At 50.7% G+C, this 21,523-nt stretch carries 17 protein-coding genes; 13 read left to right on the top strand and 4 right to left on the bottom strand.

Features of this window, described 5'->3' with window-relative positions; genetic code table 11:
* Positions 1 to 66: 66 nt before the first annotated feature.
* Genes A3844_RS00485 through A3844_RS00475 form a run of 3 tightly spaced genes read left to right on the top strand, consistent with a single transcriptional unit; the run spans position 67 to position 5,190 of the window.
* Positions 67 to 1,632 carry a response regulator gene (locus A3844_RS00485; protein ID WP_074106266.1) on the top strand — a complete coding sequence of 522 codons (1,566 nt, stop codon included), beginning with the start codon at positions 67 to 69 and terminating at the stop codon, positions 1,630 to 1,632.
* Between the two features lies 1 nt (position 1,633).
* Positions 1,634 to 3,352, top strand: a complete 1,719-nt coding sequence (locus A3844_RS00480; protein WP_074106265.1) for a cache domain-containing sensor histidine kinase — start codon at positions 1,634 to 1,636, stop codon at positions 3,350 to 3,352.
* Positions 3,353 to 3,402: 50 nt separating this feature from the next.
* The gene (locus A3844_RS00475) at positions 3,403 to 5,190 is read left to right on the top strand and encodes a glycoside hydrolase family 36 protein (protein WP_074106540.1); all 1,788 of its coding nucleotides are present in this window, start codon (positions 3,403 to 3,405) and stop codon (positions 5,188 to 5,190) included.
* A 174-nt stretch (positions 5,191 to 5,364) separates the two neighbouring features.
* On the opposite strand, the gene A3844_RS00470 is transcribed toward A3844_RS00475, so the two are convergent.
* Positions 5,365 to 6,252: a LysR family transcriptional regulator gene (locus A3844_RS00470; protein WP_074106264.1), complete on the bottom strand. Its 888-nt coding sequence runs from the start codon at positions 6,250 to 6,252 to the stop codon at positions 5,365 to 5,367.
* A 197-nt stretch (positions 6,253 to 6,449) separates the two neighbouring features.
* Between A3844_RS00470 and A3844_RS00465 the strand changes: the two genes are divergently transcribed.
* Positions 6,450 to 7,526 carry a YeiH family protein gene (locus tag A3844_RS00465; RefSeq protein WP_074106263.1) on the top strand — a complete coding sequence of 359 codons (1,077 nt, stop codon included), beginning with the start codon at positions 6,450 to 6,452 and terminating at the stop codon, positions 7,524 to 7,526.
* 83 nt (positions 7,527 to 7,609) lie between these two features.
* Here A3844_RS00465 and A3844_RS00460 read toward each other — a convergent pair whose 3' ends face one another.
* From A3844_RS00460 to A3844_RS00450, 3 genes are all read right to left on the bottom strand, one after another.
* Positions 7,610 to 8,020 carry a VOC family protein gene (locus A3844_RS00460; RefSeq protein ID WP_074106262.1) on the bottom strand — a complete coding sequence of 137 codons (411 nt, stop codon included), beginning with the start codon at positions 8,018 to 8,020 and terminating at the stop codon, positions 7,610 to 7,612.
* A gap of 113 nt (positions 8,021 to 8,133) precedes the next feature.
* Positions 8,134 to 8,988 (bottom strand): SDR family oxidoreductase, encoded by an 855-nt coding sequence (locus A3844_RS00455; RefSeq protein ID WP_074106261.1) that lies wholly within the window; start codon positions 8,986 to 8,988, stop codon positions 8,134 to 8,136.
* 75 nt (positions 8,989 to 9,063) lie between these two features.
* Positions 9,064 to 9,891 (bottom strand): helix-turn-helix domain-containing protein, encoded by an 828-nt coding sequence (locus A3844_RS00450; RefSeq protein ID WP_074106260.1) that lies wholly within the window; start codon positions 9,889 to 9,891, stop codon positions 9,064 to 9,066.
* A 158-nt stretch (positions 9,892 to 10,049) separates the two neighbouring features.
* Here A3844_RS00450 and A3844_RS00445 point away from each other — a divergent pair, with 158 nt between their 5' ends.
* The 9 genes from A3844_RS00445 to A3844_RS00405 all read left to right on the top strand — a co-directional run bounded on the left by A3844_RS00445 (position 10,050) and on the right by A3844_RS00405 (position 21,502).
* Entirely contained in the window at positions 10,050 to 11,213 is a 1,164-nt protein-coding gene (locus tag A3844_RS00445; protein WP_074106259.1) for a Gfo/Idh/MocA family protein, read from the top strand.
* A gap of 22 nt (positions 11,214 to 11,235) precedes the next feature.
* Positions 11,236 to 12,000, top strand: a complete 765-nt coding sequence (locus A3844_RS00440) for a sugar phosphate isomerase/epimerase family protein (protein WP_074106258.1) — start codon at positions 11,236 to 11,238, stop codon at positions 11,998 to 12,000.
* A 21-nt stretch (positions 12,001 to 12,021) separates the two neighbouring features.
* Complete coding sequence (locus A3844_RS00435) at positions 12,022 to 13,110, top strand: Gfo/Idh/MocA family protein (RefSeq protein ID WP_074106257.1); 1,089 nt, start codon at positions 12,022 to 12,024, stop codon at positions 13,108 to 13,110.
* Positions 13,111 to 13,147: 37 nt separating this feature from the next.
* Entirely contained in the window at positions 13,148 to 14,182 is a 1,035-nt protein-coding gene (locus A3844_RS00430; RefSeq protein WP_074106256.1) for a Gfo/Idh/MocA family protein, read from the top strand.
* Positions 14,183 to 14,256: 74 nt separating this feature from the next.
* Complete coding sequence (msrA, locus tag A3844_RS00425) at positions 14,257 to 14,769, top strand: peptide-methionine (S)-S-oxide reductase MsrA (protein ID WP_074106255.1); 513 nt, start codon at positions 14,257 to 14,259, stop codon at positions 14,767 to 14,769.
* 243 nt (positions 14,770 to 15,012) lie between these two features.
* Entirely contained in the window at positions 15,013 to 16,377 is a 1,365-nt protein-coding gene (locus tag A3844_RS00420) for a glycoside hydrolase family 64 protein (RefSeq protein WP_074106254.1), read from the top strand.
* A gap of 218 nt (positions 16,378 to 16,595) precedes the next feature.
* Positions 16,596 to 17,786 carry a cell wall-binding repeat-containing protein gene (locus A3844_RS00415; RefSeq protein ID WP_074106253.1) on the top strand — a complete coding sequence of 397 codons (1,191 nt, stop codon included), beginning with the start codon at positions 16,596 to 16,598 and terminating at the stop codon, positions 17,784 to 17,786.
* 77 nt (positions 17,787 to 17,863) lie between these two features.
* Positions 17,864 to 20,794 carry an insulinase family protein gene (locus tag A3844_RS00410; RefSeq protein ID WP_074106252.1) on the top strand — a complete coding sequence of 977 codons (2,931 nt, stop codon included), beginning with the start codon at positions 17,864 to 17,866 and terminating at the stop codon, positions 20,792 to 20,794.
* A gap of 3 nt (positions 20,795 to 20,797) precedes the next feature.
* Positions 20,798 to 21,502, top strand: a complete 705-nt coding sequence (locus tag A3844_RS00405) for a response regulator transcription factor (RefSeq protein ID WP_074083449.1) — start codon at positions 20,798 to 20,800, stop codon at positions 21,500 to 21,502.
* Positions 21,503 to 21,523 lie beyond the last annotated feature (21 nt).

The raw sequence follows: 21,523 nt of genomic DNA, 5'->3' as shown, positions 1-21,523 counted from the left end.
ATGGTATTCACCACAAGCACAAGTTGCCGGGGGCGGATTGAATTCTGAGTGCGAGGGTGGGATGGGATGTACAAGGTACTGCTGGTCGACGATGAGCTGCTGGATCTGGAGGGTCTGCAGCGCTTCATGAACTGGGAAGGTCTTGGCATGGAGGTGTGTGCAGCCGCGAGCAGCGGCTTTGAAGCTCTGGAGGTGCTGGATTCGCAGGCTGTGGATATTATGGTCACCGATATCAGAATGCCGATCATGTCAGGGATGGAGCTTGCCCGCAGAGCCCTTGAGCTGAACCCGAAGCTGAGGATTATTTTTGTCAGCGGCTATGAAGATTTTCAATATGCCAAGCAGGCCATATCCATGAGCGCATCCGGTTACGTGCTGAAGCCTGTGGACGACGACGATATGCGCAGATCACTGGAAGAGGTTCGGGAGACTCTGGACCGTGAGCGTGAGCATTCCCATTTAGAGCGTTATTTCTCCGAGTCCGAACCGCTTCTGCGCAGAGAGCTGTTCATGCAGCTTCTTGATGGTACACCTGATGAAGAAAAAGTGCTGTCCCTGCTTCAACGTGTCGGCATTAACTGGAATGGGGCGAGGCTGTACACCGCGCTGCTGGAGCCCGATGATATGTCCTGGAAGCTGAATGGCTTCAGCGACGGGGCTAAGGCAGAGATGGAGAACAGCCTGGAGATGTCGATCGAGCGGTACTGTGCCGAGGAACAGATACAGGCCTGCCGGACGGAGCGGTTCCATTACGCACTGATTCTGGAAGAAAGTGTGGGACGTGAAAGACTCCGCAGGCTGATCCATCAGGCAGCGGATGGTATACCGCTGACAGTAACCATTGGTGTAGGTCCCACCGTTAGCCATTTGCGTGGGCTGCGGGATTCCTTCCGGCAGGCGAGGAATGCGCTGGGACTGAAGCTGTTCCTGGGCAAAGGCAAGCTCATCCTCCATTCCGATGCCAGAGGGCCGATCTCAGCCTCCGCCAAAGATTTGGACAGTATTCTGCAGGCCTTGTTCGCGGCGGTGACCTCTTACCGTCTGGTCGATGTGGACGACTGCAATGAGGAGCTGTTTGTTTGGGTGGGTAATATGGAGACCAAGCTTGAGATTTACCAGCTCTTCCTGCACCTCGTCTCCAAGCTCGATGCGTATTTGCATACAATCAATGAGGATTTTTATGAGCTGCTGGGGCTGGAACGGAAGCATCTGAATATTTTATATGATCTGGAAACCATTGAGGATATGAAATCCTGGCTCCGCCGCCGGATGTTTGAGCTGTCCGAGCGGCTGCAGCGCAAACGCCAAGGGAAGAAACGTAAGCTTGTGGAGGAGATCCAGGCATACATTGAAGAACATTTGGAGCATAATGTCATGCTGCGGGATGCCGCCAACCACTTTTCCTTCTCACCTAATCACTTGGGCCAGATCTTCTACGAAGAGACCGGAGTGTATTTCTCCGATTATGTGGGGCTGAGGCGGCTGGAGCGGGTCAAGGTATTGCTTAGTGATCCGAAGCTGAAGGTATATGAAGCCGCGAACCGGGTGGGCTATAAGAATCTTTCCCATTTCAGCAAGCAGTTTAAGGAATTTTATGGTGTGAGCCCAGGTGATTACAGGAGACATTTGTGACATGCGGCGCATGGGGAGCATTCCTTTTGGATACAAGCTCATTCTGCCGTATGTGCTGTGCCTGCTGATTGCCGTGCTGACGGTTGGCCTGTTCGCCTATGCGCATTCCGTGAATTCCCTGCGGGAAAAGACGCGGGAGAATCTTCAAGGAACGCTAAGGCAAATGCGCGACAATATCCGTTACCGTACAGATGATATCGAACGCATCTCGAACAGCCTTTACTATAATTACAGTCTGCAAAATGCGCTTCGCCGTTATGATCAAGGCTGGTACAGCTATGAGACCATGACCAGGACACTCATGCCGGCGCTTGAAAATCTGCTGAATTACACAGCCAGCAATATCGGCCTGTCTCTGTATCTTCAGAACGAAACGCTGCCTGAAGTGTTCTATAAGGACGGGGGGCAGAATCCACTGCTATCCACGAAACGTTACGAGATCTATCATGTGCAGCGGATTCAAGACGCAGATTGGTACCGTATGCTGGAATTCTCGGGTAACCTGCCGGGTCTCAGCCGCTGGCAGCAGATTCTGCGCGATCAAGAGGATGGCAATATTTCGCTGCTGCAGCGTCTGGATGATGTACAGCGCGGGAAGGCGATTGGTCTTGTCCGGGTGGCGGTACAGATCAAGGATCTGCTGGATTCTGTGGATTACCGCAAAATTGGCGAATACAGTACGCTAGTCGTGCTTGATGACAACGGCAGGATTGTGATGCAATCTTCACCGGAAGGCACGATAGCGGCGAGCAGCCGGACAGAGCCCGGAGAGCTTGTCCTTAGTGAATCACTGCACGGTCTGGGCTGGCAGCTTCAAGCCTACATTCCTTACAGCCTGTTCGATCAGAGCGCGAACGAGGTCCGCCGGATGACACTGCTGGTATGTCTGGTCAGTGCCGTTGTCCTGGCAGCCTTGGGAATATGGGTATCCGGTTATTTCTCGCGGCGGATTCAGAAGATCGTGGGGTCCCTTAATGCTTTTCATGACGGGGATTTCCACAAAAGAATCCGCTTCAAAGGCAATGATGAGCTGGCGCAAATTGCTATCGCCTTCAACCGGATGGGAAGCAATATGGAAGAGTTGATTCATAAAAATTATGTTGCCGATCTTCAGAAAAAAGAAGCGGAGCTGGAGTCGCTGCAGGCACAGATCAATCCCCATTTTCTCTACAATACCCTCTCCTCTATTAACCGTCTGGCCCAATTCGGCGATATCGATAAACTGCATATTATGGTACAGGAACTGGCGAAATTCTACAGGCTTAGTCTGAACCGCGGAGAAATCCTGACTACTGTGGGTAAGGAAATCGAACATGCCAAAGCCTATGTGGCGATCCAGTGCATTAAATACGGTGAACGGCTTAGTGTATATTATGATATTGATCCGGAAGTTCTGGAGTACGCAACGGTCAAGCTGATTCTACAGCCGCTGATTGAAAATGCGCTTGAACATGCCTGGTTCGGAGCCACCTTGGGCATCCGGCTTGTCGTAGCAAAGCGGGATTCGGAGATTGTGTTCAAAGTGATTGATAATGGGGTGGGTATGAATGCAGATATCATCCGGCAGATTATGGCCCCTGAGGGTCCCCGTATCGGTTATGGCATCCGTAATGTGGATTCCCGGATCAAGCTGCATCATGGCAACAGCTACGGGGTAATCATTGCCAGCCGTTCAGGGATCGGGGCTTGCATACAGATTTCGATTCCCTGCCGGATGTAACATTGACCATTCAATCAGACATATCCGGTTATAAAGGAGCTAAGAAGCAATTGAAAATCATACTTAGCAATGGCTGTGAAATGAGGCTGGAGGGACAGACCGGAACTTTTGCCCTAGCTCTCTCTTCCTTTATGGATGTCGCTGAGGCCGATGTAGAATATGTTCGTCTTATTATGGATACCTCTAGTCCGGCTGTTCTACCGGAATTATCCCTGAAGTGGAGCTGTGCAGCAGTGGATGTACAAGGCTTGTGGCATCCAACAGTGGAGCGGAGCCGGGGGCTGATCCCCGATTGGCGGCAAGGCTTCCCTTCAAGGTCCACTTCTTCCGCACCGGTTATCTGTCTCTACGGAAACCGGGGCAACAATGTGCTGACCTTTGCCTGCTCGGATGTACTAAGCCCAGTGGAGCTTCATGCAGGTCTGAATGAGGAAACATCCAGCTTCCATTGTTCCGTGACGCTCTTTGCAGACCCAGGCGCGCCCGAAGACCATGTTGAGGTCATGTTGCGATTGGATACGCGAAGTCATCCCTATTATGATGCGCTGAAAAGGGTGGGCGAATGGTGGGCCGGACTTCCCGGCTGTAACCCTTCACCCGTTCCGGACGCGGCCAGGGAACCGGTGTATTCTACATGGTACAGCTTTCATCAACAGCTTTCGCCTGATGCAGTGGAAGCCGGGTGCAGAGCAGCTGCAGCCATGGGCTGCAAGACGGTAATCATGGATGACGGCTGGCAGACCTCAGATGAGACCCGGGGTTATGCATACTGTGGGGACTGGAGGGTGAGTGCGGATAAAATTCCCGATCTGAAGGCACACGTAACCCGGATTCATGAGCTTGGAATGAAATTCATGCTGTGGTATGCCGTTCCGTTCATCGGGAAGCACAGTCAGGCCTGGGCGAGGTACAAGGATAAATTTCTGTACGTAAGTGATGAGCTTGGAGCGGGGGTCGCTGATCCCCGATATCCGGAAATCCGGGAGTATTTGACCGGCATCTATGAGCAGGCGCTACTGGAATGGGATATGGACGGGTTTAAGCTGGATTTCGTTGACAGCTTTTATGCCAAAGGGGATCAATATCTTCCCGCAGATGGGCAAGACACGGGGTCGGTACCGGAAGCAGTGGATAAGCTTCTAAGTGGAATCATCACCCGTCTAAGGCAGTTGAAGCCGGATATTCTGATCGAATTCCGCCAGAATTACATTGGACCGCTTATGCGCAAATACGGCAATATGTTCCGGGCCGGCGATTGTCCTAATGATGCGCTCGAGAACCGGATCAGGACGATCGATATAAGGCTGATATGCGGCACTACTGCGGCACATTCCGATATGCTGATGTGGAACCCCCGGGAGTCTTCGGCGGCAGCAGCCCTTCAGTTCATAAATGTGCTGTTTTCCGTTCCCCAGATTTCGGTCCGGTTCGACCGGCTGCCGGGGGAACATACTGCTATGCTGGCGTTTTGGCTATCCTTCTGGCGTGAGCACCGGGAGGTATTGCTGGATGGCCGCCTGGAGCCGCAGCATCCCGAGCTGCTGTATCCGCTGGTCACAGCCCGCACTACCCGGAAATGGGTGATTGCGGCTTACCATGATACGGTTATCCCTGTAACCGGGGATTTGCCAGAGCTGGTGGTTGTCGTCAACGGTACGTTGCTCTCACGACTGGTACTTGAGCTGGACCGTGACACGGGTCCTCTGGAAATTTGTGTTCGAGATTGTCAGGGAACAGTGACGGCAGAGTATCCATTGAACTGGAACAGCGGGGTGCACACGCTTGAGGTACCTGCAGCTGGTGTGATTACGGTGCAGTCTGTCAGCGGGAAAGAATGAATACCCGAGAGGTCATCCATACCGCTGTTCCCGCATTGCTGTAGCTGCTGGCCTGAGCTTCTATCAGCCATACAGTACGTCAATAGCCGCTGCTCCCTATTTTATTCGGGTCAGCGGCTTTTCTCCGTCAAGGCCGACTTTGTATCGAAACAACGCAGCCCGGTTTTTCTAGCGTTACGTTCGGGGTACAGCGAGCAGCTTCTCAATAAACATCTGTACCGCCATACTCTCCGGGTTGCCTTTGTGCCGGATGATCAGAAATTCACGTTCCAGCAGTCTTTGTCTGAGCCGCAGCTCGCTGATTTCGCCGCCCGCCAGCTCTTTGCGCACGATCCACCTGGACAGGATCGCCAGCCCCAGTCCGGCAGAGACGGCCTCCTTGACACCCTGACTGCTGTTGAATACATACGATCTTTTCATAGATACCCCCGATTCCTGCAGAAAATGATCGCTAAAAGCACGGGTGCCGGAGCCATGCTCGCGCAGGACCCAGGTCTCCTCCTGTAGCATATCCTTTTCCACCGCAAGACTCTCTGCGAGCGGATGTCCTGGAGGGGCGACGATGATCATCTCATCCTTCATGTAAGGAATGATCACAAGCTCGGGGTCAGTGGTTTCACCTTCGATAAAAGCCACATCCAGCTGGTTCATTCTTACTGCCGCGATAATCTCCTCCGTATTGCCAATGGTCAACTGAAGGCTGACCAGCGGATACTGTTTGGCGAATGCAGCAAGCCTGGCCGGTAAAATATACTCCCCGATCGTAAAGCTTGCCCCGATATGAAGATTTCCTGTTACTTCATCCCGCAGCAGACGAATTTCCCGCCCAGCCTCCTCATAATGGGATAGAATCTGCTTGGCATGCTTATAGAGTATCGCTCCAGCTTCCGTCATGCGGACCTGCTTCGGCGACCGGTGGAGCAGCTTGGTTCCCATTTCATTCTCCAGATTGCGGATATGAAGACTTACACCAGGTTGTGACAAGCCCAGCAGCTCGCCCGCCTTAGAGAAATGACTCTGTTCCACAACGGTAACAAATACATTCAGCGCATCAACAATCATATGAATCCCTCATTTTAAATCGGCAAAAATGCCGGAATAGCCTTCATATCATGCATTTTATCATATCGTTTACGTTCAATCATAACAAAAACTGATGCTAAGAATAGCAAAGCTGTATTTCACTTTCACGTGCGAGGCCCTTATAGTGAAGCTATCAAGACTTAGCCGCCGTGAGCGGTGGACGGAGAGTGAAGCAGATGAACCATACACATAAGCTGAATCCATATACAGTGAAGCTCCCGGGGATGACCTGGGGGATTGGAATCACATTCCTGCTCGCCGTAGCAGCCAAATATCTCGCTCTGCTGCCGCTAATGAATATTCTGGGGCAACTGGTCCTGGCCATTCTGCTGGGTATAACATTCCGTGCAGCGGCTGGCGTTCCGCATAGTGCGATGGCAGGGATTCAATTTTCCAGCAAAAGACTGCTTCGGGCGGGAATCATTCTGCTGGGGATGAGACTCAACCTTGCAGATATCCTAGCTGCCGGTCCGAAGGTATTTGCCATTGCAGTAATCAATATCGTGTTCACTTTATTCACCGTGTACGGCTTGGCCAAATGTTTCAGAATCGACAGAAGATTAAGTCTGCTGACAGCCTGCGGTACAGCCATTTGCGGAGCGGCAGCAGTCGCGGCAATTGCCCCGCAAATCAAGGCTTCTGAACATGAAACGGCTGTCGGTGCAGCCACTGTAGCAATACTGGGTACGATTTTTACACTGGTATATTCGTTGCTGTATCCGTTCATGGGATTGAGTCAGGCAGGCTACGGGATCTTTGCAGGAGCTACACTTCATGAGGTGGCTCATGTGATTGCTGCTGCCGCTCCGGCGGGCAGGGACGCTGCGGATCTGGCAGTCATTGTGAAGCTGACCCGTGTGGCGATGCTGATCCCTGTCGCTATCCTCATCGGGAGCTGGGAAGCCTACAGAACACGTAAGAAGGAGAGAGTGGAGAATCCTGCTGAGGAAGCGGAGGCGCGGGAGATTAAGAAAGCCATAGAGTGGAAAAAGCTGCCGGTCCCTTGGTTTATCCTCGGCTTTCTGGTAATGAGCGGAATCAATACATTAGGTATTATCCCGGCAAGAATCACAAGTGAGCTTGTTGTTCTGGCTTACCTTTTGCTGGCAATGGCAATGGCGGGGATGGGTCTGGGGGTTGATCTGAGAACCTTTGGCCGGATGGGGAAAAAGCCATTTCTGGCCGGACTGATCGGATCTGTTCTGCTATCCGTGCTGGGGTATATACTGGTGATTGCTTTTGGATTGGCTTAGATGAAGAGGGCTGGCCGTACAGGTAATAGACGCCTCTCGATAAGATCAAGAAGCGTCTATACCCGAAGCATATTTGCATCAGCTTACTGCTGGTCCTGCTTAGGCACTGTAGTGATCATCCAGAGGATGCCGAATTTGTCCTGAACATGTCCGAAGAGCGCTCCCCAGAATGCAGGGTTCAGTGCTTCCTTGACCACACCACCCTCTGCCAGATTGTCAAAAGCTGCACGCGCTTCAGCTTCTTCCGCGAATTCCAGGTTTAAGTTGACTGTATTCCCATAACTAACCGGTTCGAGGACGGAATCAGACATCATAAAATGGACTCCGGCAGCTATAAAGCTGAGATTGATCACCTTGTCCTTCAATTCCTCACTCGCATTAGGCAAGTCTCCGTGTTTGGTAATGGAATTCATTTTGCCGCCAAGCGCCTCAATGTAGAACTCCGCTTGAGCTTTGGCATCCTCCGACATCAGGTAAGCCGTAAAATTAGCCATGTGAACAACATCCTTTCCAGGGTTGATGTTTGGTTCTGACCTGCCCATTGTACCAAACTTCTTCAGCTGTATTTCTTATGGATTGCTATATTATGGGGCTGGGTTGATGGAATCTATACCCCCGAATATGCCATAAATCCGCCATCGACCGGAACCGTAATCCCCGTAACAAACCCCGACATCTCTTCGTCCGCCAGCCAGAGCAGGGTACCCAGCAGATCCTCCGGTTTCCCGAAGCGGCGCATCGGAGTCTGGGAGATGATTTTGTGTGATCGTTCGGTCAGTTCTCCGTCTTCCCGCAGCAGGAGCTTCTCATTTTGCTTCGTCAGGAAAAAGCCCGGTGCGATAGCATTGACCCGAATTCCGGACTCAGCCAGGTGGACGGCCAACCATTGGGTGAAGTTATTGATCCCTGCCTTCGCCGCACTGTACGCAGGGACTTTGGTCATTGGCGATGCAGCGCTCATGGATGAGATGTTAATTACGGATGCCCCCGGACGCCCAAGCATTTGCCTGGCGAAAATTTGCGTGGGCAGGAGTGTGCCAACCAGGTTGAGATCCAAGACCTGACGGAAGCCGGATGCTGAAAGATCGAAGAAAGAGGTAATTTCCGGGTTCTCCAAATCTCCTTCAGTTAATGTTTCCTGCGTGGTAACCGCTGACGGCTGATTTCCCCCGGCCCCATTGATTAACAGATCGCAAGGCCCCCAATGCTTCAGAACTACAGCTGCGGCACTCCGTACGCTGCTGTCTTCTGTAACATCACAGGCCACAGCAAGGGCCTGTCCTCCAGCTGCGCTAATCCTGGCAGCAAGAGAGTCACCTTTTGCAGCGGTGCGGTTAAGAATAGCGACCCTGACTCCCTGGCGTCCTAATTCCTGTGCCATGACAGCGCATAAGACACCCGCTCCTCCGGTAATGACAGCAACTTTGCCTGCAAGTGCAGGCTGTAAGGCTAACTCAGCCATATATGGCACTTCCTCTCTGAAGGGTGCTGCGCGGAGGCGCAACCCAGGATGAGTAAACAAACAGTTAACAGGGATTTATCGTGTACTGCTCCGGTAGGCCGAAGGGGAGACCCCGGTTGTTTTTTTGAAATATTTAGAGAAGTGGGCGAGCTCCATGCCTACCTGTTCGGCGATATCGGAGATGCTGAAGCCGGTATAAGAAAGCTGTTTTTTGGCGAGCTCCATCCGCTTGAGCTGTACATAATGCATGGGGGTGACCCCCATGAATTTTTTGAAGTAAGGGATGAAGTAATTCGGATGCAAATGCACCTGCTCCGCCAGCTCCTCGACCTCAAGGGGGCGCTTCAGCCGCTGGTCAATGTATTCCAGCACATGCGCGAGTTTGCCCTGATCACTGGTATGCAGCAGCTCATCCATGAAGTCAGAGTAGCCGCCAGCCTCCAGGCACAACGCCATCAGATTGAGCAACGCGGCCTGCACACGAATCGAGGAGAGAAAGCCCTCAGCTTGAAACAGTGAGATCATCTCAGTAAATACCGCCCGGACCGCATCCGGATCGGCAGCATCGCTGATATACAGCTTGTTCGCAGAATAAAACAGCGGCCACTCCCCGATGCGGGCATCGAAATGGCAATAGTAGCGGGTATATGGATGGTCTGGCGATGTTTCGGTCGTCTGTATGGAACCGGCAGGCATGATCATTATTTGTCCCGGTCTGGGATAATAAGCAACTCCGTTAATGATCACTTTTCCTTCTCCGCGGTCAATAAAATAAAGCCGGTTAAAGGAAGGGGTCTCGTTCGTGCGGTTCCAGCCGGGGTACCCGGTGGTGAGCTGGGCATGGGTTACGGTGACATTCAGATTTTGCAGCAGGCGTCCTGTCATATTTCCCAATCGATCCATAGAGCACCTCCTTTCAGGTTATTGTTTCTATTATACCGCTTTCATTTATCTAATACATCTTAATTATATACAAATACTCCTTAATTCCAGTCATGTTCACACTCAAAGATTAAGGTTATTCTCATAACATAAACTGAAATCAGGAAGTGATTATAGAGATGACAAAGGTACGATATGGAATTATCGGCATCGGAAATATGGGCCGGGCTCATGCCCTGAGTCTGCTTGAAGATGTGAAGGGGGCGGAACTGGCTGCCGTATGTGATATCAGTCCTGAACGCCTGGAATGGGCGGTGGATCAATTACCGGAGAAAGTGAAGCATTTCAGCACCGCGACAGCGATGTTTCAGTCAGGCGCTATTGATGCCGTATTAATTTCCACGCCCCACTATGACCACCCTCCGCTCGCGGTAGAAGCGCTGGGCTACGGACTTCATGTTCTGATTGAAAAGCCTGCTGGTGTATACACCAAAGCGGTTCAGGAAATGAACGACGCCGCTGCTAAATCGGACCGCAAATTCGGTATTATGTATAATCAGCGGACCAACCCGCTGTACCAGAAACTACGGGAGCTGATTCAGGCCGGTGAGCTTGGTGAGATCCGCCGTACGAACTGGATTATTACCAACTGGTACAGATCGCAGAACTATTACGATTCTGGCGGCTGGCGTGCGACCTGGGCCGGAGAAGGCGGTGGGGTGCTGCTGAATCAGGACCCGCATCAACTGGATCTCTGGCAGTGGACCACTGGAATGATGCCGGTGCGCATCCGGGCATTTTGCCACTTTGGCAAATACCGCAAGATCGAGGTCGAGGATGATGTAACCGCTTATGCCGAGTATGCTAATGGTGCCACCGGGCTGTTTATCACCACAACCGGAGAAGCTCCGGGGACGAACCGCTTTGAAATTACAGGGGACAATGGAAAAATCGTTATTGAAGACGGTACGCTGACCTTCTGGCGGCTGCGCACACCGGAGCCTGTGTTCAATGCTGAATTTAAGGGCGGATTCGGAGCACCGGAGTGCTGGAAATGCGAGATCCCGGTGAAAAAAGGGGATGGAGAGCAGCACAAAGGTATTTTGCGCAACTTCACAAATGCCATCCTGTTCGATGAACCTTTGCTTGCACCAGGAGAAGAAGGCATCCATGGCCTGACACTCTCAAACGCCATGTATTTGTCCGCATGGACAGACAACTGGGTGGAACTGCCGCTCGACAGCGATCTGTTTCATGAGAAGCTGATGGAAAAAGTGCAGAATTCCACCTTCCAGAAGGATATAACTGTACAAACGACACTGAATGTATCTGGAACACACTAAGACTCAAGGAGTGAAGCGATCTATGAAGACTTCAACGATTGCCGCGCAACTGTATACCCTAAGGGAATTCACCCAGACTGCTGAGGGACTGCGTGACAGTTTTCTGAAGGTACAGGACGTTGGCTATCAGGCAGTGCAGGTATCGGGTATTGGCCCGATTGATCCGCAGCTGGTGAAGCAATACGCGGATGAAGCCGGGCTTGCGATCTGCGCGACACATGTTCCCTGGGACAGGCTGGTGAACGATCTGGATGCACTGGCCGCCGAGCACAAGCTCTGGAATTGTACATACATCGGGCTTGGAGCACTTCCGGGTGAGTACCAGACAAGTCAGGAAGGCTATCGCACATTCGCGAGGAAAGCCTCCGAAATTGCACAAGTCTTGAAGCATAAGCACGGGTTGCAGTTTGTGTATCATAATCATGATTTTGAGTTCGAGCGTCTGGACGGCCTCACCGGTCTTGAAGTACTGCTGCAGGAGTCAGACCCGGAGGCGTTCGATTTTGAACTGGATCTCTACTGGGTTCAGGCCGGAGGAGGAAGTCCGGTGGATTGGATCAACAAGGTGAAAGACAGAATGCGGGTAGTGCATCTGAAGGATATGGCGGTGGTCGCGAGAAAAGCGGAGTTTGCGGAAATCGGCCAAGGCAATATGGATTACAGAGCGATCATTGAAGCCTGCCGCGAGACAGGAGTAGAGTGGTATGTGGTAGAACAGGATGTCTGCCGCCGCAATCCGTTCGAGAGTCTCGAGATCAGTTTGAAGTATCTGCATACCTTGCTGTAATCAGATCTGGAGGGAAGAAGAATGAGCCGTAATGACGGAATGAATTATGCTCCCAAGCATGAGGCAAAACCGGTTGTGGGACCGGGTGAATTCATAATCGCTGCAATTGCGCTGGACCATGGACATATTTATGGAATGTGCAACGGCCTGGTGGAGGCCGGAGCGCAATTGAAATGGGTATATGATCCGGATCAGGAAAAAGTCAAAGCCTTCACCGCCGCATATCCGGGAGTCCGGGTGGCCAGATCTGCAGAAGAAATACTGGAAGACCCTGAGGTACGCCTGGTGGCGGCAGCCGCCGTTCCTTCCGAGAGGGGACCACTGGGCCTGCGTGTAATGGCACATGGGAAAGATTATTTTACAGACAAGGCGCCTTTTACAGCTATAGAGCAGCTGGAGGCAGCGCGGGTACAGGCAGAGAAGACAAAACGTAAATATATGTGCTATTTTAGTGAACGGCTGCATGTGGAAAGTGCAGTATATGCAGGTCATTTGATCAGACAGGGCGCGATTGGCCGCGTGCTTCAGGTCATCGGAATGGGGCCGCACCGTCTGAATGCGCCTAGTCGTCCAGGGTGGTTCTTTCAGCGTGAGAAATACGGAGGTATTCTCTGTGATATCGGCAGTCACCAGATCGAACAATTTCTATACTATACCGGCTGCCGTGACGCCAAGGTGCTGCACAGTAAGGTTGCCAATTACAACCACACAGCCTACCCCGAGCTGGAGGATTTCGGAGATGCCACATTGGTGGGTGACAACGGAGCAACCCAGTATTTTCGCGTGGACTGGTTCACCCCGGAGGGACTCGGCACATGGGGAGACGGGCGCATGATTATCATGGGAACCGAGGGATACCTGGAGCTGCGTAAATACACCGATTTAGCCCGCTCGAATACACCGGATCATGTCTTCTGGGTAGACAGTCAAGGCGAGCATTATGAGCAGGTGGCCGGTAAGATTGGCTTTCCTTTCTTCGGAGAGCTTATTCTGGATTGTCTGCAGCGCTCGGAACTGGCGATGACACAAGCCCATGTTTTTAAAGCGGCAGAGCTGTGTCTCACAGCACAATCGCAGGCTCTGAACCTTACACCGGATAGTCTCAGATAGCAGAATCTAACACAGAGCAGAGCGGAAGGTGAACTGGATGAGTACAATAGGCGCAGCTATCATCGGCTGCGGGGCCATTGCTCCCCTGCATGCCAGGGCTATTCTATCTATGGAAGGGGCTAGGCTGGTAGCCGTTGCCGATTCAGATCCTGAACGGGCAGCACAAGCTGCACAGGACTACGGCTGTGAGTCGGTAACAGACTACAAGCAGCTTCTCGGGAGAACAGATATCGGCATAATCCATTTATGCACACCGCATCATCTCCACGCGGCGATGGCAGTAGAATTTCTTCAGGCAGGACATCATGTTCTGACAGAGAAACCAATGGCCATAGATGTGTCTTCTGCCCAGCGGATGCAGGAGGCTGCTGCGGTCAGCAAGGGGCAACTGGGTGTTGTTTTTCAGAACCGCTATAATGAACCATCCATACGGATCAAAGAAACTATCGATTCCGGCATTCTGGGCCAACTGATCTGCATGAAGGGGATTGTGACCTGGAACCGGAACGAAGCCTATTACACAGAGAGCAGTTGGCGCGGAAAATGGGCTACCGAAGGTGGCGGAGTCCTGATTAACCAGACGATCCACACCCTGGATCTGCTGCAATGGTTCGGAGGCGAAATTACCTCCATTAAGGGAAGTGTGACCACAGATGTGCTGAATGAAGTGATTGAAGTGGAGGATACTGCTCATGCCTGCATTCTTTTCAAGAATAAAGTACGCGGGCTTTTTTATGGTACAAATGCGTATTCAGTGAATTCTCCGGTTGAATTAGAGCTTATCTTTGAACTGGGCACACTGCTTCTGCGCAGAGACTGCCTGTACCTCTGGAAGGATGGCCATGAAACGCTGCTCTGTGAACCCCTGTCCACGGCAGTCGAAGGGAAGTCTTACTGGGGAACCAGTCACAACCTGTTAATCCGTGATTTCTACAAGCATATCATCGATGGCCGGGAATTCTGGATTGACGGGAACGAGGGGATCAAGGCCCTTGAGGTTATTACCGGTATTTATACATCCTCAGAAGTATCTGGAAAAAAATGGGCCATGGACTCCCTCAAATTGACTTGAAACGGATTTAGCCTTATCTTCATAACATACGTTTCTAGTATGGCAGATGATAGACAGGGAGAGGGATACAGATTATGGAACAGGCAATGTTTGCCGGAGGCTGCTTCTGGTGCATGGTAACACCTTTTGAGGAGCTCCCCGGAATTCATGGGATTGTCTCCGGCTACGCCGGAGGATCCGTAGAGAATCCGACCTATGAGCAGGTCAAAACAGGAACGACAGGCCATTATGAGGTAGTCCAGATCACTTATGATCCAGCGTTGTTCCCTTATGAGAAGCTGCTGGAGCTGTTCTGGCCGCAAATCGATCCGACCGATGACGGCGGACAGTTTCAGGATAGAGGGCCCCAATACCGGACAGCGGTATTCTACTATAATGAAGAGCAGCATCAGGCTGCGCTGTCTTCCCGGGAACAGGTAGCGGCCAGCGGCAGGTTCGAAGGTCCGGTAGTGACGGAAATTCTGCCGGCGCCGGTCTTTTACCGGGCGGAAGAATACCATCAGGACTATCATAAAAAGAATCCGAAGCACTATAAAGAGGACCGCGAGCAATCCGGACGCGACACCTTCATCGCGAAGCATTGGTAAAGCTGGAATGGAATTAGAAAAGCCTTATGCCTCCTGTATTATGGAGAATTAAGGCTTTTTTCTTTTTTTGCAGTATCCGATGCCGAAAATATCCTTATTATAACGTTTCACCCGAAATATGGTGCCGAAAACCGAAATTCTGCTCCTACTAAATGTTCTGTAAGGATACTATAATCAACACTGTAAACGCATACATTTATGGTGCGTGATTGAACCTATACCAATTAATGGAGGAAGATTGCGATGAGAAAAAAATGGCTAATGTCCGTACTCGCGCTTCTGCTACTGGTTTCCTGTTTCCCTTTGTTCGCCTCCAAGGCGGAGGCAGCCGATTACTCGCAAGGTGTTGATTTGTCAGGAACCACGGCAACCATCTGGTTCAAATCAACTGTCAGCACGAGTTGGACTGATGTGCATTACAAGGTTAATAACGGTGCTCAGATGAATCTCCGCATGACTTACAGCAGCAGCAACGCCCGCTATGAACAAGCCGTAACGGGTGTTTCAAGCGGAACCGCAATCAACTATTTCTTCACGTACAACAATGGAACGCCTGCTTTTGACACTGGCTGGTTCTCTTACACTGCCGGAACCACACCTACACCTACACCAACACCACCGAATCCTTCCGGGTCGATCTATTCGATTCCTGCTGCTTCCATTCCTACAGCGCCAAGCGGTTCATTGTCGCTTAAGGTAATGAACGGAACCGGCGGCGCATATCCGGACAGCCAGATCTACTGGGGCGTTCTCGGCATCAATCCGGCCAACGGACAATGGAGTTATTTGGACCTGAATGGTAATCTGGTGCCGATCTCACCAGCTCTGAATGACGCTTCAGGCCACTTAACCAAGAATGGCGTGAATTATGCGAATATTTATCATACGGTCAGCCAGGCCTCTTGGGTGAACTTGCCTAAAATCACTTCCGGGCGGATGTTCCTCAGTGTAGGTTCACCATTGTACATCAAAACCTATACTGAAGGCTTCGCCGGACCGGATATCAACAATCTAACCGATCCGAACCGCAATATTTATTTTGATTTTGTGGAATTTACTGTCGATGGATCCGGATATCATGGCAATACTACCCGGGTTGATGCTTTCGGTTTCCCGATCCAGCACCGTCTGGTGAACTTGTCCGGTTCCTACGACCGAACCGTAGGTGAATTGGAATCTGAAACCCGTGCCGGAATATTCACCAAATATCAGAACGAAGTGCCGGCCGCTTTCAAATCGCTGGCTACCGATCAAGCGCCATACCGGATCATAGCGCCGATTTATGGATCCTTTGCTCCAGGCGGAGCAAATGCCAACTATTTCGCTGGCTATTCCGGCTATAGCACGAAGGATATTCTCCGCTGCGACGGAGCCCTAACCGATGCCGCTACTGCGGCTGCGATCAACCGCCATGTCTATACAACCAGCAACTGGAACAATGTAGCTAATTATTACAATGCTGCTCCAGCCAATTATTATGCGAAGTTCTGGCATGACCACAGCATCAGCGGCCTGGCCTACGGCTTCCCGTATGATGATGTCAACGGTCAAGCGGCTTATCTGGAGGTTGGCGATCCCAAAGGTCTGATTATCCGTGTAGCCTGGTAAAAAGAACTGCAAATTGATTCATAGGAAGCAGGAAAACGGCTGTAACGCTCAGAGAAGGGCGGTGCAGCCGTTTTTGTACGAAAAGAAAGATTCAAAGAAATATCACCTCTCAGATAATAGTCATTCTTTATTTGTTGCAATTCTACATTCTTTCTACATAATTATCCGGTACACTTCTATTTACATTCGCGAGTGCAATGAAATGGAGGGATACACCGGTGAAGAAAACCATATGTAAAGCTGCTTTGACTATATTGCTGGGTGCGGCGCTGGCAGGCTGTTCTACGGCGAATAACTCACGTTCCGCGTCAACGGACACTCCATCACAATCAGCTGTTTCTATACCCTGGATCGCTACCAAGAATACAACCAGAATCAATACCTCAGATCCGATCCAAGCGGCAGTGCTCGTATCTCAATCCCTGTGGACGGCGGAAACGAAGAACAATCGGCCTTCCAGTGTAGTCCTTACCGATGTCAGCAGCTGGCAGATTGCCGCGGTAAGCACGGACTTGATCCATCATCCAAGCAATGGTCCGGTGCTATTCATCACCAAAGAGGGTATTCCGGAAGCGACGCTGACGGAACTCAAAAGACTTAAGCCTATGGGAGCGGAGAGTAACGATGGTGTTCAAGTGGTTCTTGTCGGAACAGTAGCAGACGGTGTAGATGATCAACTAAAGGTCCTGGATTTGAAGGTGGATAAAATAGAGGGGGAAGAACCGGATGAAGTTGCTAAATCGATCGATGCCTATTATGAAAAAGTGTCCGGAGCGCTGCCGCCAAGCGTTATAGTCGGCTCCGTGGACAGTCCTGAATATACACTGCCCGCAGTCAACTGGATCGCTCATATGCCCGAGCCCTTACTCTATGTGAGTAAACGAAAAATTCCGGAAGCTACTGCAGAAGCCCTCAAAGCCCGCGGAGGTAAAGCGGCTATCTACATTCTTGGCCCAACGTCCGCAATTTCGGCAGATGTTGAGGCACAACTTCAGGAATACGGAACGGTAAAGCGGATTTCCGGCGATAATCCTTACACGAACGCTATTGCTTTTGCGAAGTTCAAGGATGAGGCTAACGGCTTCGGCTGGGGCATCACAACGCCCGGACATAACTTATCTTTGCTGACGGCGGATTCGACCATGCTGGCGATTGCAGCCGCGCCGTTGTCACACTTAGGCAAACATGCACCGCTAGTTTTCACAAAAAAAGATGGTATGCCGGATTCGTTAATGAATTATACAATGGAGCTTCAACCGAAATTCAAGGATTCTCCTGCGGAAGGTCCGTATAATCATGCCTGGCTGACCGGTGATACCGACACCCTTTCCAGCGGTACGCAAAGTGAAATCGACGATATGCTGGAGATCTCTTCTGCCTCCGGGGGAGACCCTCACTCCGGGCATTAACTTAGGTTAGAACAATAAACCCGTAATATGATAAGCTCATAGAGTGAAATACAGCCCTAAATAGAGGAGGACAATCTATGAGCAGCTTGAAAACAGACAATGTCTACTCCGGATTTAAAGTCATACTTGAGGAATATATCCGGGAAATCGAATCCTCCGTATTTACAATGGAGCATCAGCAAAGCGGCGCAAGGCTGCTTTTCGTGCAGAATCAGGATGATAATAAGGTGTTCAGCGTCAGTTTTCGGACTCCGCCCGTGGACAGCACGGGAGTCTTTCATATTTTAGAACATTCTGTATTATGCGGTTCGGATAAATATCCGGTCAAGGAACCGTTTGTTGAGCTGTTAAAGGGCTCGATGAAGTCATTTCTGAATGCATTTACATTTGCCGATAAGACCATGTATCCGGTGGCAAGCCGGAATGACAAGGATTTCTCCAACTTGATGGAGGTCTATCTGGACAGCGTGTTTAAGCCGAATATTTATAAGCAGCAGGAGATTTTTGAGCAAGAGGGCTGGCATTACGAGCTACAGCGTACGGAGGATGAGCTGATCTATAAGGGCGTTGTATACAACGAAATGAAAGGCTCTTATTCCTCACCGGTTACGGTACTGCTGGACCGGATCAAAAAGTCGCTGTATCCGGACACCCTATACCGTCATTCCTCCGGCGGAGATCCTCAGGATATCCCAACATTGACCTATGAGCAGTTTCTTGCAGCGCACAGCAACTATTACCATCCGTCCAACAGCTATTTTTATCTCTATGGGGATGTGAACATCGAAGAGAGGCTGGAGTTCATCCATCAGGAATACCTCAGCCAGTACACCCGGAATGACTTCGATACCGCCATACCTATGCAGCAGCCGATGGGAATGACGGAATTTAGGGCGGATTATTCCATTCTGGAATCAGAAACAGCTGAGGATAAGACCTATCTGAGCATGAACTATGTGATTGGAACCTCTTTGGACCGGGAGCTGAATCTGGCCTTTGCTATTCTGAAAAACATATTGATGGACAGCAACGCTGCTCCGCTGAAACAAGCACTGCTGGAAAGCGGTCTGGGCAAAGACGCGTTTGCCTTCTATTCCGACAGTATGGTCCAGCCGCTGCTGGGTATTACATTGACTCACTCCAATCCCTCATCCAAGGCTGCTTTTCTGGATCTGATCAGAACGACATTAAGCCGCCTTGCAGCGGATGGACTGGATGAGAAGCTGGTTCTCGCTGCAGTCAACAGCAAGGAATTTGAACTGCGTGAAGCGGACTTTGACCGCTATCCGAAAGGGCTGACCTATAATATTGAGGTTATGAAGTCCTGGCTGTACGAAGGTTCACCGTCTGCCCATCTGGAATATGAAACAGTGTTTGCTGCCATCCGGGAAAAATGTGCGGACCGTTATTTTGAACAGCTGATCGAAACGTATCTGCTGAACAGTCAACATTGCAGTGTAGTTATACTTCAACCTTCAAATACCATTGCAGCCGAAAAAGAAGCAAATTGCCGTAAGCAGCTTGCTGAATATAAATCGTCTTTGACCCCTGAACAGCTCGGTCAGCTTGTTGAGAACACACAGAACCTGTTGGCCCGGCAGAGCCGTCCGGACGCACCAGAGGATCTGCAAAAACTTCCGAGGCTGTCTCTTCAGGACATTACCCGCTGCGCACCACCTCAAGTACCTACTCATGAATACACGCTTAAAGGCATAAAACTGATTCATCATGAGATACCTACGAACAAAATCGCCTATATCAAGTTGTATTGGGATACCGGAGTTGTTGCCGTAGAGCGGATTTCTTATCTGACACTGTTGTCTAAGGTATTCGGCCAATTGGAGACTGACGCTTACAGTATTGAAGAGCTCACCAGTGAAATTGGGATCAAAACCGGAGGTATTCATTTTCAAAACGAGGTTTTTGGTGCTGCTCAGGATTCTGATGTCAAATATCAGCCTAAATTCAGTGCACGCATAAAAGTGATGAAGGGCAACATTGGCGATTCTCTGCAGCTGCTCCATGAGCTGCTCTATGCCAGCAATCTGGATAACTTGACCAAGCTGCAGGAAATCGTCCGCCGGGAAGCCTCAAAGATGGAATCCATTCTGAACCAGAAAGGCAATGAAATCGCAGCCAGCCGTTTGCTTTCCTACTTCTCAGATAGAGGTGCTTATCAGGAACAGCTCGGAGGGGTAGCTTATCACCAGTTTATCCGGGATCTTGCCCATACGATTGACCAGCAGAGTGAACGGCTCTCTGACACGCTCAAAGAGATCTGCGCAGTCTTGTTCAACAAGCAGAATCTGATCTTGTCTGTGACAGGGGCTTCGGATATCTATGAGGAGTTCGCTGCGAATTTGGAACAGCTGGATCTACAGGACCGGCAGGTGGAGCTGCAACCTGTGCTGAAGGCACAAGACCAGGCCAGTAACGAAGGCTTCATGTCTTCAAGCCAGGTGCAGTATGTAGTTAAGGGATATGATTTCAACAAGCTCGGATTTACGTATTCCGGCAAGATGCAGGTTCTCAAAAAAATCCTCAGTCTGACCTACCTGTGGAATGCCGTCCGGGTAAAAGGCGGAGCTTATGGTGGGAGTCTGATTCTACAAAAAGAGGGTATTCTCTTGTTCACTTCCTATCGCGATCCGAATTTGCAGGGGACACTGGAGATCTACGATCAGGCGTACCGGTTTGCCGAAAGCTTTGTAGCAGATGAGGATGAAATGACCAAATCGATTATCGGCACCCTGGCTATGTTTGACCAGCCGCTCAGTCTAAGTGCTCAGAGACGGCAGGCGGACCGGCATTATTTTGAACACATTACTGGAGAAGAGCTGCAGCAGGAGCGGGATGAAATCTTGTCTACTACACCCGGAGATATCAGAGAATATGCCGGGCTGCTAAAAGCTGTGGCGGAGAAGAACTACCTCAGTGTGGTTGGTAATGAAACCAGAATGAAAGCGGCACAAGCCTTATTTGGAAGCCTGGAGGAATTAGTGAGGTAACGTATGAAAACACAAATTCTGATTATAGACGACGAATGGAATATGCGGAATTTGCTGCGTATCTATTTACAAAAAGAAGGCTTTGCTACTCAGGAAGCGGCGACAGGGCACGAAGCGCTCCGTATGGTCGAACAGCACACCTTTGATCTGCTGCTCCTGGATGTTATGATGCCTGACATGGATGGCTGGCAGGTCTGCCGTGCTGTGCGAGAGCATACGCAGCTTCCCATTCTGATGCTTACCGCACGCTCGGAAACTAAGGACAAAGTGCATGGACTGGGAATCGGTGCGGATGACTATCTGACCAAACCTTTTGAGCCGGAAGAATTATTGGCACGAATCCATTCCTTGCTGCGGCGTTCATCGCTGACCCGGGCGGTCGAACCTCAGGAAGAGCAGTTGAATTATCCGGGCCTGCGAATCTCTCCAGAAGCACGAGAGGTCTGGATTGAAGGCCAGAGTGTTGATTTTACCTTGAAGGAGTTCGATCTTCTGACAATGCTTGCACGAAGCGGCCAACGGGTATTTACCAGGGATGAACTGGTGGAACGTCTCTGGGGCAATGATTTTGGCGGAGAGATACGCGTGATCGACACACATATCAAGAATATCCGCGAGAAGCTGCAAAAGGCAGGACTGCCCTACAACCCGGTTCAAACGGTATGGGGACTGGGGTATAAATTCCAAATTCCCGGCACTGTCGAATGAAAAACAACATCATCGGTTTTA

The sequence above is a fragment of the Paenibacillus helianthi genome, from assembly GCF_001909055.1.
GTDB classification, from domain to species: domain Bacteria; phylum Bacillota; class Bacilli; order Paenibacillales; family Paenibacillaceae; genus Paenibacillus_AQ; species Paenibacillus_AQ helianthi.
Note: the sequence above shows the minus strand (reverse complement) of the source record. Positions and strands in the feature narration are given on the sequence as shown.

Bases quoted from the DNA above. Each gene is read 5' to 3' on its own strand.
- A3844_RS00485 (WP_074106266.1), top strand. From the start codon at position 67: ATGTACAAGGTACTGCTGGTCGACGATGAGCTGCTGGATCTGGAGGGT.
- A3844_RS00480 (WP_074106265.1), top strand. From the start codon at position 1,634: ATGCGGCGCATGGGGAGCATTCCTTTTGGATACAAGCTCATTCTGCCG.
- A3844_RS00470 (WP_074106264.1), bottom strand. From the start codon at position 6,252: ATGATTGTTGATGCGCTGAATGTATTTGTTACCGTTGTGGAACAGAGT.
- A3844_RS00465 (WP_074106263.1), top strand. From the start codon at position 6,450: ATGAACCATACACATAAGCTGAATCCATATACAGTGAAGCTCCCGGGG.
- A3844_RS00460 (WP_074106262.1), bottom strand. From the start codon at position 8,020: ATGGCTAATTTTACGGCTTACCTGATGTCGGAGGATGCCAAAGCTCAA.
- A3844_RS00455 (WP_074106261.1), bottom strand. From the start codon at position 8,988: ATGGCTGAGTTAGCCTTACAGCCTGCACTTGCAGGCAAAGTTGCTGTC.
- A3844_RS00450 (WP_074106260.1), bottom strand. From the start codon at position 9,891: ATGGATCGATTGGGAAATATGACAGGACGCCTGCTGCAAAATCTGAAT.
- A3844_RS00445 (WP_074106259.1), top strand. From the start codon at position 10,050: ATGACAAAGGTACGATATGGAATTATCGGCATCGGAAATATGGGCCGG.
- A3844_RS00440 (WP_074106258.1), top strand. From the start codon at position 11,236: ATGAAGACTTCAACGATTGCCGCGCAACTGTATACCCTAAGGGAATTC.
- A3844_RS00435 (WP_074106257.1), top strand. From the start codon at position 12,022: ATGAGCCGTAATGACGGAATGAATTATGCTCCCAAGCATGAGGCAAAA.
- A3844_RS00430 (WP_074106256.1), top strand. From the start codon at position 13,148: ATGAGTACAATAGGCGCAGCTATCATCGGCTGCGGGGCCATTGCTCCC.
- msrA (WP_074106255.1), top strand. From the start codon at position 14,257: ATGGAACAGGCAATGTTTGCCGGAGGCTGCTTCTGGTGCATGGTAACA.
- A3844_RS00420 (WP_074106254.1), top strand. From the start codon at position 15,013: ATGAGAAAAAAATGGCTAATGTCCGTACTCGCGCTTCTGCTACTGGTT.
- A3844_RS00410 (WP_074106252.1), top strand. From the start codon at position 17,864: ATGAGCAGCTTGAAAACAGACAATGTCTACTCCGGATTTAAAGTCATA.
- A3844_RS00405 (WP_074083449.1), top strand. From the start codon at position 20,798: ATGAAAACACAAATTCTGATTATAGACGACGAATGGAATATGCGGAAT.